Annotated in this window: 14 protein-coding genes; 4 read left to right on the top strand and 10 right to left on the bottom strand. The window is 68.4% G+C overall.

The genetic code is table 11. The features are described 5' to 3' along the window. Positions 1 to 3 precede the first annotated feature (3 nt). From AC5Y4D_RS21345 to AC5Y4D_RS21330, 4 genes are all read left to right on the top strand, one after another. The gene (locus tag AC5Y4D_RS21345) at positions 4 to 2037 is read left to right on the top strand and encodes an ATP-binding protein (protein WP_005116476.1); all 2034 of its coding nucleotides are present in this window, start codon (positions 4 to 6) and stop codon (positions 2035 to 2037) included. Between the two features lie 54 nt (positions 2038 to 2091). Continuing rightward, complete coding sequence (locus AC5Y4D_RS21340; protein WP_011560586.1) at positions 2092 to 3246, top strand: acyl-CoA dehydrogenase family protein; 1155 nt, start codon at positions 2092 to 2094, stop codon at positions 3244 to 3246. A gap of 26 nt (positions 3247 to 3272) precedes the next feature. Continuing rightward, on the top strand, positions 3273 to 4826 hold the full coding sequence (locus AC5Y4D_RS21335; RefSeq protein WP_011560587.1) for an acyl-CoA synthetase: 1554 nt from the start codon (positions 3273 to 3275) through the stop codon (positions 4824 to 4826). Positions 4827 to 5045: 219 nt separating this feature from the next. Then, positions 5046 to 5639: a TetR/AcrR family transcriptional regulator gene (locus AC5Y4D_RS21330; protein ID WP_011560588.1), complete on the top strand. Its 594-nt coding sequence runs from the start codon at positions 5046 to 5048 to the stop codon at positions 5637 to 5639. Here the strand turns inward: AC5Y4D_RS21330 and AC5Y4D_RS21325 are convergent. The 10 genes from AC5Y4D_RS21325 to AC5Y4D_RS21280 are packed head-to-tail and all read right to left on the bottom strand — an operon-like array spanning position 5636 to position 13486. Beyond that, complete coding sequence (locus tag AC5Y4D_RS21325) at positions 5636 to 7360, bottom strand: acyclic terpene utilization AtuA family protein (RefSeq protein WP_011560589.1); 1725 nt, start codon at positions 7358 to 7360, stop codon at positions 5636 to 5638. The genes AC5Y4D_RS21330 and AC5Y4D_RS21325 overlap by 4 nt on opposite strands. Then, entirely contained in the window at positions 7357 to 8169 is an 813-nt protein-coding gene (locus AC5Y4D_RS21320) for a TIGR03084 family metal-binding protein (protein ID WP_011560590.1), read from the bottom strand. The genes AC5Y4D_RS21325 and AC5Y4D_RS21320 overlap by 4 nt, the downstream gene beginning before the upstream one ends. Position 8170: 1 nt before the next feature. Further along, positions 8171 to 8938 (bottom strand): enoyl-CoA hydratase/isomerase family protein, encoded by a 768-nt coding sequence (locus AC5Y4D_RS21315; RefSeq protein WP_011560591.1) that lies wholly within the window; start codon positions 8936 to 8938, stop codon positions 8171 to 8173. 43 nt (positions 8939 to 8981) lie between these two features. Further along, entirely contained in the window at positions 8982 to 9452 is a 471-nt protein-coding gene (locus tag AC5Y4D_RS21310; RefSeq protein WP_011560592.1) for a hotdog family protein, read from the bottom strand. Continuing rightward, positions 9449 to 9940, bottom strand: a complete 492-nt coding sequence (locus AC5Y4D_RS21305) for an FAS1-like dehydratase domain-containing protein (protein WP_017205330.1) — start codon at positions 9938 to 9940, stop codon at positions 9449 to 9451. Before AC5Y4D_RS21305 ends, AC5Y4D_RS21310 begins: the two co-directional genes overlap by 4 nt. Before the next feature lie 32 nt (positions 9941 to 9972). After that, a complete protein-coding gene (locus AC5Y4D_RS21300) occupies positions 9973 to 10398 on the bottom strand; it encodes a dihydroxy-acid dehydratase (RefSeq protein ID WP_011560594.1) in 426 nt (141 codons plus the stop codon). Continuing rightward, positions 10395 to 10853, bottom strand: a complete 459-nt coding sequence (locus AC5Y4D_RS21295; protein WP_011560595.1) for an FAS1-like dehydratase domain-containing protein — start codon at positions 10851 to 10853, stop codon at positions 10395 to 10397. Before AC5Y4D_RS21295 ends, AC5Y4D_RS21300 begins: the two co-directional genes overlap by 4 nt. After that, a complete protein-coding gene (locus tag AC5Y4D_RS21290; RefSeq protein ID WP_014382413.1) occupies positions 10846 to 11889 on the bottom strand; it encodes an LLM class flavin-dependent oxidoreductase in 1044 nt (347 codons plus the stop codon). The genes AC5Y4D_RS21295 and AC5Y4D_RS21290 overlap by 8 nt, the downstream gene beginning before the upstream one ends. Continuing rightward, entirely contained in the window at positions 11886 to 12323 is a 438-nt protein-coding gene (locus AC5Y4D_RS21285) for a Zn-ribbon domain-containing OB-fold protein (RefSeq protein ID WP_011560597.1), read from the bottom strand. Before AC5Y4D_RS21285 ends, AC5Y4D_RS21290 begins: the two co-directional genes overlap by 4 nt. Continuing rightward, positions 12320 to 13486 (bottom strand): thiolase family protein, encoded by a 1167-nt coding sequence (locus AC5Y4D_RS21280; protein ID WP_011560598.1) that lies wholly within the window; start codon positions 13484 to 13486, stop codon positions 12320 to 12322. The genes AC5Y4D_RS21285 and AC5Y4D_RS21280 overlap by 4 nt, the downstream gene beginning before the upstream one ends. Positions 13487 to 13579 lie beyond the last annotated feature (93 nt).

Raw genomic sequence — 13579 nt, 5'->3', positions numbered from 1 at the left:
GCGATGCCCAAGATCCGCAAGGTCCTGGTCGCCAACCGTGGCGAGATCGCGCGGCGGGTGTTCCGCACTTGCCGCGATCTCGGGATCGCCACCGTCGCGGTCTATTCCGACGCCGACGCCGACGCGTGGCACGTCGCCGACGCCGACGAGGCCGTGCACCTTCCCGGCTCGTCTGCCGCCGAGACCTACCTCGACATCCACCGGATCATCGCCGCTGCCTCGCTCACCGGCGCGGACGCAGTACACCCCGGCTACGGCTTCCTTTCGGAAAACGCCGGGTTCGCGCGCGCCTGTGCCGCCGCCGACCTCGTCTTCATCGGTCCGCCGCCCGGGGCGATCGACGCGATGGGCTCGAAGCTGCAGGCCAAGAAGACGATGTCCGACGCGGGGGTGCCTGTGCTGCCCGGTGGCGACACGACGGGGCTATCGGCCGAGCAGCTGGCGAAGCTGGCCGCCGACGTCGGCTACCCCGTGCTGGTCAAGGCCAGCGCCGGCGGCGGTGGCCGAGGCATGCGCATTGTCGCGTCGCCGGACGAGCTCGACGAAGCGGTCACCTCCGCTTCGCGTGAGGCCGCCGCCGCGTTCGCCGACGGCACCGTCTTCCTCGAGCGTTACGTCCAGCGCCCACGCCACGTCGAGATCCAGATCATGGCCGACACGCACGGAAACGTCGTCTCTCTGTTCGAGCGCGAGTGCTCCGTGCAGCGTCGACACCAGAAGGTGATCGAGGAGGCGCCGTCACCGGTCGTCGACGACGCGTTGCGCGCTCGGATGAGCGAGGCCGCCATCGCCGCCGCGCGCGCCGTCGGCTACGTAGGCGCCGGGACGGTCGAGTTCGTCTACGACGCCGCTCAGGATGGCAAAGCCGACTCCTTCGCCTTCCTAGAGATGAACACCCGGCTGCAGGTCGAGCACCCGGTTACCGAGCTGATCACCGGCCTCGACCTGGTGCGTGCCCAGCTGCTCGTAGCCATGGGCCGCCCGCTGCCTGAGGAGATGCACAACCCGCGAATTCGCGGTCACGCGGTCGAGGCCCGGCTGTGCGCCGAGGATCCGGCCGATGACTACCGGCCCTGTACCGGCACCCTGCGCACCTTGGATGTCCCGGCGCTTGCCGGCGTGCGGGTTGACTCGGGTTTTCGTGCCGGTTCGGTCATCAGTCATTACTACGATTCGCTGCTGGCCAAGGTCATCGCGTGGGCACCAACGCGCGACGAGGCACTTGCCAGCCTCTCGGCGGCGCTGGCCGGCGCCCGTATTCACGGCGTGACCACCAATCGCAACCTGCTTGTTCGCGTCCTGCGCCATGACGAGTTCGCCGGGCGGGGCACCGACACTGGGTTCCTTGACCGACACGACGTCGCCCAACTCGGCGCTGCCCTCCCAGACACGCAGTCCGAGCGCCTGCACGCCGTCGCGGCGACCGTGGCCGGGGTGGCCGCGCGGCGTGCCGTCGCAACTCTGCAGGCCACGTTGCCCGCCGGCTGGCGCAACAACCCTTCGCAGCCGCAGACCACAACCTGGCAGACCCAGGGCGGGCGCGAAGTGCGCGTCGGGTACACGTTAGGTTCGACAGGGACCTGCCTGCAGGTCGACGACGAGCCGTTGGCCGACGTCGAGGTTGTCGAGGGCAGTAGCGAGCGGGTGGTGCTGCGCGTCGACGGGGTGCGCCGCACTTATGATGTCGTCCTCGACGGCGATGTTGCCCACCTCGACTCGGTCGCCGGCTACTCCGCCCTGCGGCTGGCGCCACGCTTCGTCGACCCGAGCACTCTGAACCCGCCCGGGTCGCTCACCGCGCCGATGCCGGGCTCGGTGATCCGACTACCGGTCGCCGAGGGCGAGACGGTGTCAGCCGGTCAAACGCTCGTCGTCCTGGAGGCGATGAAGATGGAGCACACCGTCGCGAGCCCGATCGACGGGGTGCTGAGCGCCCTGCCGGTCCAGGTCGGCCATCAGGTCTCGAGCGGTGACGTCCTCGCCGTGGTCGAGGCGGTGGACGGCGGTGAAGTGGCGTCGGACGCCACGGAGCTCTAATGAAGCCGGCGCGCTCCCGATCGGTGGCGCGTCGATACCGATGTGAGGAGTGTCATGGAATTGCACGAGACAGAGGAACGTCAGGACCTGCGCAAGGCGGTCGCCGAGATCGCCAAGGACTTCGGACACGAGTACTACCTGGAAAAGTCGCTGGCCGGCGGGAAGAGCACCGAGCTGTGGCAGGCCGTGGGCAAACAGGGCTTCCTCGGGGTGAACCTTTCCGAGCAGTACGGCGGCGGCGGCGGCGGCATCTACGACATGCAGATCGTCGGTGAGGAGCTCGCCGCGGCGGGCTGCCCGCTGCTGATGACCGTCGTCTCGCCGACCATCTGCGGCACGATCATCCAGGCATTCGGCAGTGAGGAACTCAAGCAGCAGTGGCTGCCGGGCATCGCCAGCGGCGAGACGATCATGGCATTCGCGATCACCGAGCCGGACGCGGGCTCGAACTCGCACAACATCTCCACGACCGCGAAACGCGACGGCGACGACTGGGTCATCAACGGCACCAAGTACTACATTTCTGGTGTCGACGAAGCCGAAGCGATCCTGGTCGTCACCCGAACGTCTACCAACGACAGTGGTCGCGGACTACTCAGCTTGCTCGTCGTGCCCACCGATGTCCCCGGGCTCACCAAGTCACTCATCCCGGTGCAGGCGGTCACTCCAGAGAAGCAGTTCACTCTATTCTTCGATGACGTCCGCGTGCCGGCCGCCAACCTTATCGGCGCGGAGAACGAGGGCCTGCGCCAGGTCTTCATGGGCCTGAACCCGGAGCGAATCATGGGGGCGGCGCTCGGCAACGGCATCGGTCGCTACGCGCTGGATAAAGCCGCCGATTACGCCCGCAACCGCCACGTGTGGGGAACGCCGATCGGCTCGCACCAAGGCGTATCGCACCCGCTCGCCCACGCCAAGATCCAGGTTGAGCTGGCCCGGTTGATGACTCAGCGTGCCGCCTCCCTGCACGACGCCGGCGATCCGGGGTCGGGTGAGGCGTCGAACATGGCGAAATATGCCGCAGCCGAGGCGGGCATCCTGGCGCTCGACCAGGCGATTCAAACCCACGGCGGCAACGGCATGGCCACCGAGTACGGCCTCGCCACGTTGTGGGGTCCGGCCCGGCTCATGCGCACCGCGCCGATCAGCCGCGAAATGATCCTCAACTTCGTGGCGCAGCACAGCCTGAAACTGCCCGCGTCCTACTGAGTCGCCGCGGAATGAAAGGGAATCGAATGCAACTCGGCATCGGTCAGTGGGTGAGCCGGCGCGCCTTCCTCAACGGCGGGCGCACCGCGTTGATCAGCAACGGCGCGCACATCACCTACGCCGACCTCGATCGGCGCACCAACCAGGTCGCCGCCGCACTCATCGCCCTCGGCGTGCGCAAGGGCGATCGGGTCGCGATGCTGCTGGTCAATTCGACCGAGTTCATCGAGGTGCTGCTGGGCTGCGCCAAAATCGGCGCACTTGCAGTTCCGCTCAACGTGCGCCTTGCCGGACCCGAGATCGGCTACATCCTGGCCGACTCAGGCGCCGATGTTCTGGTCTTCCACGAGCCGTTCGCCGCGCAGGCCAGGAGCGCCGTCACCGAGTCCGGAGTCCGCGTGCGCCATGTCGTGCGCGCCGGTGGGGTGCCGGCGCCGGGCGAGCTCGGCTACGAAGACGTCGTCTCGGGCGCCGCGCCCGAACCGCTCAACGGTGACGTCGACGGCCGCGACCCCGCGTTCATCATGTACACGTCGGGGACGACGGGCCGACCCAAGGGCGCGATCCTCACCCACGACAACCTGCTATGGAACGCGATCAACGTCCTCGGCACCGACATCGGCCTGCGGGGCGAGGACGTCACCGTCGCGGTGGCGCCGATGTTCCACATCGGCGGGCTGGGAGTACACACCCTGCCGCTGTTGTACGTCGGCGGCACCAGCGTGATCATGCCGTCCTTCGAGCCGCGAGCGACGTTACAGGCGATGGCCGACCACCACGTCACGGTCCAGTTCATGGTGCCGGCCATGTGGACCGCACTCACACAGGTGCCCGACTTCGACTCCTTCAACCTGTCTGCGCTGCGTTTCGCCATGGGCGGCGGGTCGCCCGTCCCCCTCACGGTCATCGACTTCATGCGCGAGCGAGGCGTGCCCTTCACCGAGGGCTTCGGCATGACCGAGACCGCTCCCTTGGTGACCGTCCTCGACGCCGAGAACGTCAGCACGCGGGCCGGGTCGATCGGCCGCGTCGCAATGCATGTCGACGCCCGCATCGTCGACGACGACGACCGCGACGTCGCGACCGACACCGTGGGCGAACTGATCGTGCGCGGCCCGAATGTGTTCACCGGCTACTGGATGAAGGCCGAGGCGAGCGCCGAGGCGTTACGCGGGGGCTGGTTCCACACGGGCGACCTCGGGCGCATGGACGCCGAGGGCTTCATCACCCTCGTCGACCGCAAGAAGGACATGATCATCTCCGGCGGCGAGAACGTCTACCCGATCGAGGTCGAGCAGGTTCTCTTCCGCCACCCGGCGGTGTTCGACGCCGCCGTGATCGGCGGTAAGGACGCGAAGTGGGGCGAACGCGTCGTCGCGGTCGTGGTCGCCGACCCGGCGACACAGGCGCCGAGCGCCGAGGAGATCGTAGCGTGGTGCCGGGAGCGGCTGGCACACTTCAAGTGTCCGCGTGACGTGCACTTCGTCGCCGAACTGCCGCGCAATGCCACCGGCAAGCTGCTCAAGACCGAGCTGCGCGCGCAGTTCACGGGCATCGAGGGCGGAGTCGTTTTGCGCTGAGTCGTGCCGCTGCACATCGCGGGTTCGAAGCAGGGCCCCTAAATCATGAACTGAGAAGAGGATGCGACAGCATCGGCGGGGGCTAGCGGTTTCGTTCACCTCCCTTGATTTGGTGCGGCGGGTGCCGACGCAGGCAACCCCAGCGCCGGTAGGATCCCAGCCCGGCCCAGCGGATCGGACGGCGAACAACGTAACCACAAATCGACAGGAGGCCTGAAAGTGGCCGGTTTGCGCCGCAAACTGCTCCTCGAGGCCGCCGCCGACCTGTTCGCGCGGCAAGGCTTTCACGCCGTGGGCATCGACGACATCGGTGCCGCAGCAGGGGTGAGCGGGCCGGCCGTCTACCGGCACTTTCAGAACAAGGACGCGATCCTGCGCGAGTTATGCGACGCCGCCATGACTGAGCTGCTGGCCGGCGCCCGGCGCGCCACCAACGCCGGCACACCGACGGAGGTCCTGCACGCCCTTGTCGACCTACACGCGGCCTTCGGCGCGCGACGACGCGGCCTGTTGGCCGTCTACGCCCGCGAGCACCGCTCGCTGTCGCCGCTGGCGACCCGTGCCCTGCGACGCCGACAGCACAGGTACGAGTCCTTCTGGGTCGACGCGCTCGTACGAGCACGGGGCGATCTGGACCGTGAGCGCGCACAGGGCCTGGTCGCCGCCGTGCTGTCATTGCTCAACGCGTCCGCGTACATGCCGGCGTCGCTGGACGACGCGACGATTGAGGCGATGCTGGCCGCCGCGGCCGTTGCGGCGCTGTTCAGCCGCGCGGTTACACAGCAGGTAGACGGCGCCCCGCACCGGATTTAGTGTGTGTCGAGCAGCGATTCGGGAACGTCCACCACTCGGGATCGCACGTACTCCCCGAGCCCCTTGGCCTGCGCGTCCGGCCGGGTCGAGGAGGCCACCCCGTCACCGAGCAAGCCGTGCACCACCACGTTGAGCGCGCGCAGGTTCGGCAGTTCGAAGCGCTCGATGCGCAGGTGCGCCGTCTCCGGCCCGAGCAGTGTGCGCAGCCGCTCGACGCTCAGGTACTCGCGCGCCCACGCGTAACCGGGGTCGTCGCGTGCCCACAGTCCGAGGTTGGCGTTGCCGCCCTTATCTCCGGACCGCGCACCGAGTACCGACCCGAGCGGCGCGAGCCGCGTCGGCCCGGATGGCGCCGGCAGCTTCGCGGGCGGGGCGATCCCAGCCGGCGGGACCGCACCGGTCGGCGGGTCAGGGATCACGTGCCGATTGCCGTCGGCGTCGACGAGCACGTGCGTGAGGGCCGAGCGCGGAACGTAGGCCGGCCGGTAGACGCCGAACGCGGTCTCCGAGGACGGTGGCGTGGTGGTGTGGAAGCCGGCGAAACCAGCCAGGGCGATCTCCATGACCCCGCCGGAGAAGGCTCGGCCCACCTTTCGCGGGTCGGCGTCCTTCACCGTCACACGCAGGTGCGCGCAGGCTTGCTCGTTCGTCGGCGCATCGGAGACGTCGAAACGCAACAGTCGCACGTCGACTTCGTCGAAGGCGTCGCGTCCGCCGAGAACGTCGAAGAGCTGCTGTTCGGCGAAGGCCGCCTTGGCCTCGATGTCGAGGCCGGTGAGCACCATGGTCATCGTGTTGCGGAAGCCGCCCACCTCGTTCAGCGCCACCTTCAACGTGTCCGGCGGCGGACTGCCTTTCGTACCGCTGATCGCGACACGGTGCTCACCCTGTTGAGCCAGGCGAATGGTGTCGAAGTGGGCGACGACGTCGGGGCCGAGGTAGGCAGGTTCAGCGATCTCGTAGAGCAGCTGGGCGGTGACCGTGCCGACTGAGACCAGTCCCCCGGTGCCGGGATGCTTCGTGATCACCGAAGAGCCGTCCTCGGCGACCTCGGCGATCGGAAACCCCGGGTAGCGGCGGTCGGTGATCTCGTCGAGGAACGCGTAGTTGCCGCCCGTCGCCTGAGGGCCGCACTCGATCACGTGCCCGGCGACGACCGCACCCGCGAGCCGATCCCAGTCGGCGCGTGCCCAGGCGTGCCACCAGGCCGCGGGACCGACCACGAGGGATGCGTCGGTGACCCGGCCGGTCACGACGACGTCGGCGCCCGAATGCAGCGCCTCGGTGATGCCCCAGGCGCCGAGGTAGGCGTTGGCCGACACCGGTTTGATGTCGCCGACGGGCGGCGTGATTGCGTGGAGGTCGCCACGTAGGTCGTCGCCCTCGACGTGCGCGACGCGCGCGGTGAGGCCGAGACGTGCGGACAGCTCGCGCAACGCGGCGGCCAAGCCGGCGGGATTCAGCCCGCCCGCGTTCGCGACGACCTTGATGCCACGATCGAGACAGGTGCCCAGCACCTGTTCCATTTGGGTGAGGAAAGTCCGCGCGTACCCGCCGGACGGGTCTTTGGCCTGGGCCTTGGCCAGGATGAGCATGGTCAGCTCGGCCAGATAGTCACCGCACAGGACGTCGATCGGTCCGCCCTCGACCATCTCGCGGGCTGCGGCGATGCGGTCGCCGTAAAAGCCGGAGCAGTTGCCGATGCGGACCGGGACGCTCACCGCTGACCCCCTGCGAACTGGCCCGCCACGCGCCCGCCGCCAGGGGGCCCCGCGAAGGCCTGGGCGATCGCGAGCCACTGGTCGGCCAGCGGTCCGTCGGCGACCAAAGCGGTGTCGTCGCGGTGGCGGCGTTGGGTCACCAACAGGCAAAAGTCCAGCGCCGGCCCGCTCACGCGGTTGGCGGCGTCGGCTGGCCCCCACGTCCAGACGCTGCCGTCCGGAGCGGTCAGCTCGACGCGTACCGGGTCCGCGGGGAGGTCCAGACCGTTGGCCAGGTAGCTGAAAGCGCGCGCACCCACCCCGATGTGGGCCACGTGCCGCAGCCGTGCCGTGGCCTCGCGGGTCGCGCCGAGCGCGTCGACGATGTCCTGGCCGTGCGCCCAGGTCTCCATGAGTCGCGCTGTCAGCGACGAGACCGCGCTCATCGTCGGCCCGAACCACGGCAGGCGGGTCGCCGGGGCAATGTCCGCGAACGCCGCAACGAGGGCTGCACGCGACGTGTCGAACCACGCGAGCAGGTCGGCAGCCGGCATTTGACGGTAGCGCTCAGCGATGACGTCGGGTGAGATGCTTCCGTCGGCCATCATCGGCAGGTAGTCGCTGCTGAAACCGTCGGGGTCGGTGGCCGAGCGCACCGCCACGTCGTCGAAGAACGCCAGATGGCTGATCTGGTCGCGGATCGCCCAGCCCACGGCCGGAGTCGGCGCGTCCCAGCCGCGCGGACCTTCGGGCAGCGGTGCGATGAGTTCGCGCAACGCGGCCGTTTCGGCTTCGATGTCGGCGATTACCGACTGCATGGTCACCGCCATGTCAGCGTCCCTTCCACTGTGGTGCGCGCTTCTCGCGGAACGCCGTCGGGCCTTCCTGCGCGTCGTCGCTCAGATAGACCGGCTCCCATATCTCGTCGGCCAGGTCGTAGGCGGCGGCGAGGTGGTGCTGTGCCGAGAGGTACACGGTGCGCTTGGACGCAAGCACCGATAGCGGTGCGTTCGCGGCGATGCTGAGCGCCAACTGCCGGGTACGCTCGCGCAACTGATCGGCCGGCACCACCTCATTGACTAAGCCGACCTGGTGGGCGCGCTCGGCGGTGATCGGGTCGCCGGTCAGCAGGATCTGCATGGCAACGCGTGGGGGCACCAGCCACGATAGCGGTGCCGCCCACGGCGACCCGCGGCCGACTTTGACCTCGCTGACGGCGAAGGTCGCGTGTTCGGCAGCCACGACCAGGTCGCACTGCTGCGCGAGCAGGAAGCCCCCGGCGAACGCGACACCGTTGACGGCCGCGATCGTCGGCTTCGCGACATCGATGTTGCGGCCGAACTGCGGAGCGAAGTCCTTCGGGGGCACCTTGAGCGCGTTCTGCGCCATCTCCTTCAAGTCCCCGCCGGCGCAGAACGCCTTATCGCCCACGCCGGTGAGGACGAGCACCTTCGCCGCGTCGTCGTCATTGAAGCGGCGTACCGCGTCGAAAAGCCCCGTGCGCACAGCGTTGTTCAGCGCGTTGCGCGCCTCGGGCCGGTTGATCGTCAGCCAGGCCACGCTGTCGACGACCTCGTAGCGAACCGGTTGCTCGGCCACCGAGCCTCCGTCCCTCACCGTCGCCTCGCATGTGAGTGGCAGCTCACCCCGGCACCTCGACAAACGGGTCGGCCAGCTCAACGGTGGCTTCACTCGGCACGCACGGACCATCTTCGCTCGAGACGAGCAACTCGAGGTCGACGAGGCGCCGTCCGCCATCGTCGCGTTTGGCCACGACCTTGCCGCTCAGGGTTGCGGTCTGGCCCGGATAGATCGACCGGATCATTGAGATTCTGCGGCGCCGGATGAGCGCGTCGGGTCCGGCCCATTCGTTGAGGCCGCGGTCGATGAAGCCATGGAAGAAGAGGGTTGACAGGTAGATCGTGCGCTGGCCCTGGCTGCGCGCGTAGTCGGGGTCGTGGTGACCGGGGAACCAGTCCCATGTCGAAGCCGCGTTCATGCAGATGCGCTTGTAGCTGATCTCGATCGAGACGGGCGTCAGGGTGTCGCCGACGGCGATGTCCTCGAACCGCACGGGGACGCGGACCATGCTGCGCTCGGTGGAGTCGTTCATGATGCGCCTTCACTATCGGCGGTGTCGTATCGGAAGAGCACGTTGGTGTTGCGGCCGATGACCTCACCGTGCTGGTCGGAGAAGGTGCTCACCGTGGTGATGAACACACCGGTGCCCACCCGCGTCGTCTTGGGCTCGGAGATCGAGGCGATCTCCTCCACGATCGACACGTGATCGCCTACCCGGGGCCGGCGTTCGAACTCCGTCGTCGTCGAGGCGTTGATGATGTGGTGGCCCGGCAACGGGACGCTGAGCGCGAACATCATGTCGGCACGCGCTAGGTACCCGGGCACCCACTGCGGCGCGAAGCCGAGGCTCATCAGCAGCCCGGGCGGGCAGTCCTCACCCTCCCAGTAACGGGGGTTCGCGTCCTCGACGAGCGAGCAGTAGTACAACACCATCGAGCGGTCGATCGGGAACCACGCATGCCGCGGTTCGGAGCGATGACCGACCCACGCCCGGCCTTCGTCGAAGGTCCCGAACGTCATCCCGAGGCCGGTGACGTCGCTCGTTGGCGCGCTCACCGGGTCACCTGCACGACGGCGCTCCCCTTTATCGCGGGTTCGCCGGTCTGGCGCGTGACCACGAGTTCGAGGTCTGCCACCTGCTGCCCTCCGGCCTCGCGCACGCCGGTGACCCTGCCGCCGAAGCTGAGCAGGTCACCGGGCCATACCTGACCGGTGAACCGGATGCGGAACGAGCGGATGTTGGCCAGCCCCACCCAGGCGGTCAGCCGCTGCGCGAGCACACCGCCGTGCAGCAGTCCCATGCCGAACACACCGGGCATGCCGGCCGCGCGGGCGAACTCTTCGTCGTGGTGGATCGGGTTGAAGTCGCCGCCGGAGCCGGCGTAGCGAACGATGTGCGAGCGCGTCAGCGGGCCGAACTGTGAGGTCGGCATCTCGTCGCCGATGGCCAACGCCACCGGCGCGGGGGATGTCGTCATTGGGTGGAGCCTCCGGTTTCGATCAAGACGTCGGTCTGGCGCACGACGAGTTCGTCGCGCTGGTTGGTGAAGTCGGTCTCGATCGTCACGATTGTCATGATGCCGCCGCGCTTCCCCTCGCGGCTGGTCACGTTCGACACCCGACGAGTCTCGGTGAGCTCGTCGCCGACGAACACCGGCGCGAAATACTCCCAGCCGCACTCACCGTGCAGTACGCGTCGCAGGTCGAGCCCGAGGGCGCCGAACATGTCGTCGTCGGCGCGCCAGTGAGCCGAGGAGACGACGAAGGTCGGAGGAGCGGGGATCGCGCCGAAGCCGGCGGCGCGGGCGGCCGCGACGTCCTGGTAGATCGGGTCGCGGTCGCCGAGCGAAAGTGCGAACTCGCGCACTTTGGACCGGTCGACGGGAAACGTGGTCCTCCCGAGTTGCGTCCCGATGAGCGATGCGTCAGCCACTCTGGTCACCTTTCCCGCCGGCGAAGGCCGGCGCACAATCGCGAATGAGGCTGCCGAGGTTCTCGGCGATGCGCTCGGGCGCGAGACCAATCGAGGGTGAGTAGAGAACGATGTGGTCCAGCACGCCCTCGTAGCGGCGCAGCCCTTCTCGGACCTCGGCGGCGGTGCCGGCCACCGCCATCGCGTCGATCATGTCGTCGGTGACCGCGGCGAACATGGCCGGCAGGTCACGCCGTGCGAACGCGTCGCGGATGGCCGCTGCCTGCCTGGCGAAACCGCTGACGTCGAGCACGTGCTCGTAGGTCTTCACCGAGGAGTAGAACGCGATCTGCTGCGCGGCCTCACGACGTGCGATCTGTGGGTCGTCGTGCACCGCGCAGATGACCATCGAGACGATCTCAATGTCGGCGGGATCGCGTCCGGCCCGCTCCGCACCGCGCACGACGGCTGGGCGGGCGACCTCCTCGACGTAAGTCGTGGTGAACAGCGGATGACCAGCCAACCCGTCGGCTACGCGCCCTGCCACCTCGCACATCCGCGGACGCACGCCCGCGGTGATGATCGGGATCGCTCGCTTCGGCGGCGCGACGTCGCCGGTTGGGACGAGATTCATCCGGTAGAAGCGCCCCTCATGGCGCACGGGGCCCTCGTGCAGGTTCCAGATCCGACGCACGAGCGGGACCAGCTCCTCCATGCGCAGAGCGGGAGCGGAGGTGTCCTCCACGCCGTGCCAGTCGCTCATCATGCGGCGTGTACCGTTGCCGAGCCCGAGTACGACGCGCCCGCCTGAAAGCTCGTCGAGGTCACGCGCCTCGGTGGCGAGCACGAGCGGGCTGCGCCCGACGCCATACAGGATCGACGACCCGATGCGGCAGCGCTTTGTGCGCGCGGCCATCGCGGCCATCGAGATCGAGCCGGAGCGCGAGTAGAACTCCGAGGCCCAGGCGGCGTCGAAGCCGGCGAGGTCGGTAGCCTCGGCGGTCTCGACAAGGGTGGCCAAGTCCGCGCCGAGCACCGAGACCCCGTACGTGGTCACGACGCCGCCAGCCTGAATCGGACCAGCCCAAGGTCCTCGTTCACCCGCTCGAACACTGCGCGCACTCTCGCCCCGATCGCAACTTCATCTGGGGCCACGCCCTCGAGACTGGCCAACAACTGCGGCCCCTCGTCCAGACGAACGAGCACGACGACGTACGGCTCGCTGCGCGGGAACGAGTCCCACGGGGGGCGGTACACCGGCGCGAAACTGACGATCTCACCAGTACCCGCCGCGGTCTCCCAGGCCAACTCACCGTCATGGCAGACGGGACACACCAGCCGCGGGTAGAGGAAAGGGTGGTCGTTCGCGCACCGCTGGAAGACGAGTACACCGCGGGCCGCTGCTGCGAAGTAGGGACGGTTGACATCGGTCAGCGGCGGCAGCGCCTCAGGATCGTGCAGACCGTCGAGAGAACTCGAAGCTGCGGTCATGACGCTCCCTCCATCACCATGCTGACGTGACTGCACAGCATCGAGCCGTAGCTGTGCACGAACGCGGTATCCGCCCCGGGCACCTGACGGCCCTCGGCGCGACCGGACAACTGCCAGTAACCCTCAAGGATCTGCGAAATGCCAGAGGAGGTCCCGGTGTGCCCGAACCGGATTAGGCCGCCGTCGGTGTTCACCGGAAGGTCGCCCCCCGGATCGGCGCAGCCGTCACGGTAGAAATCGCCTGCCCCACCGGGCTTCACGAAACCCGCCTCCTCAAGGATCATCGCCGGGTTGGAGGCGAAGGCGTCGTAGAGCAAAGCGATGTCGACGTCGGCCGGCGCCCGTCCGGAGCGCTCAAAGGCCATCGGACCCGAACGGGCGGCCCCGGTACGACCCGGCCGGGCCAGCGAGGTCAGAAAACCGTGGGTGTGACCCTCTCCAAAGCCCAGCAAATGCACCGGCCGGTGCTTGCCCGCGCGAGCCCGGCGGGCCGAGCCCAGCACCAGCGCGCCACCGCCCTCGCAGGGAATCGAGCAGTGGTAGAAGTGGAACGGCCCGGCGATCGGCCGGGACGCCAGCACGTCCTCCACAGTCAGGCGTTGAGCGCCGTGCGCGATAGCCGCGGGGTTCAGTGCGGCCCAACGGTCCTGCGACACGGTGACCTCGGCGATGTCCGCCTTGCCCTGTCCCGTCTCGTGCATCCAGGCCTGCGCGATCAAACCGTAGAGCGCCGGCACGGACGGTCCATAGGGCATCTCGAACGCGTGGTCACACACCAGCGCCATCAGTTCGCGCCCGCCATCGCGGATCGGTGGAAACTTGCCCGCCGACACGACCAGCACCGTCTCGGCCTCGCCCCGGGCGATGACGTTACTCGCCATGCGCGTCATGGCGAGATGGGTCCCGCCGCCAAGCTGACAGGTCATCTGAAGTTTCAGATTGTGCAGCCCGAGATAGTCCATGAGGTCCTCGGACAGGAAGATCGAACCCTCGTTCGTCATCGGCCCGGCGCACACCAGACCGTCGACCTCGTCTGGGACCACCCCTGCGTCGGCGAGAGCCGCGACCGCGGCGCGCACATGCAATTCAGTGGAGGTGTACGGAACGTTTCTCCCTGGAGCGAGTTCGGCGGCACCGATGATGGCCGGCTGGTCGTGTGGCATCCGGACTCCTCTCGACCACGCGTCCAACGCCGGTCCCGACGTGAACGACGGTTAGCATAGCGTGCCTAGAGGTCCGCGTCACCCCCGCCCGCA

The sequence above is a fragment of the Mycobacterium sp. NGS67 genome, assembly GCF_059812185.1.
This window is presented reverse-complemented; position numbering and strand designations above follow the sequence as displayed.

Excerpts from the sequence above, each read along its gene's own strand:
- AC5Y4D_RS21335 (WP_011560587.1), top strand. The coding sequence starts at position 3,273 with ATGCAACTCGGCATCGGTCAGTGGGTGAGCCGGCGCGCCTTCCTCAAC.
- AC5Y4D_RS21300 (WP_011560594.1), bottom strand. The coding sequence starts at position 10,398 with ATGACGACATCCCCCGCGCCGGTGGCGTTGGCCATCGGCGACGAGATG.
- AC5Y4D_RS21320 (WP_011560590.1), bottom strand. The coding sequence starts at position 8,169 with ATGGCGGTGACCATGCAGTCGGTAATCGCCGACATCGAAGCCGAAACG.
- AC5Y4D_RS21280 (WP_011560598.1), bottom strand. The coding sequence starts at position 13,486 with ATGCCACACGACCAGCCGGCCATCATCGGTGCCGCCGAACTCGCTCCA.
- AC5Y4D_RS21345 (WP_005116476.1), top strand. The coding sequence starts at position 4 with ATGCCCAAGATCCGCAAGGTCCTGGTCGCCAACCGTGGCGAGATCGCG.
- AC5Y4D_RS21340 (WP_011560586.1), top strand. The coding sequence starts at position 2,092 with ATGGAATTGCACGAGACAGAGGAACGTCAGGACCTGCGCAAGGCGGTC.
- AC5Y4D_RS21305 (WP_017205330.1), bottom strand. The coding sequence starts at position 9,940 with ATGACGTTCGGGACCTTCGACGAAGGCCGGGCGTGGGTCGGTCATCGC.
- AC5Y4D_RS21310 (WP_011560592.1), bottom strand. The coding sequence starts at position 9,452 with ATGAACGACTCCACCGAGCGCAGCATGGTCCGCGTCCCCGTGCGGTTC.
- AC5Y4D_RS21285 (WP_011560597.1), bottom strand. The coding sequence starts at position 12,323 with ATGACCGCAGCTTCGAGTTCTCTCGACGGTCTGCACGATCCTGAGGCG.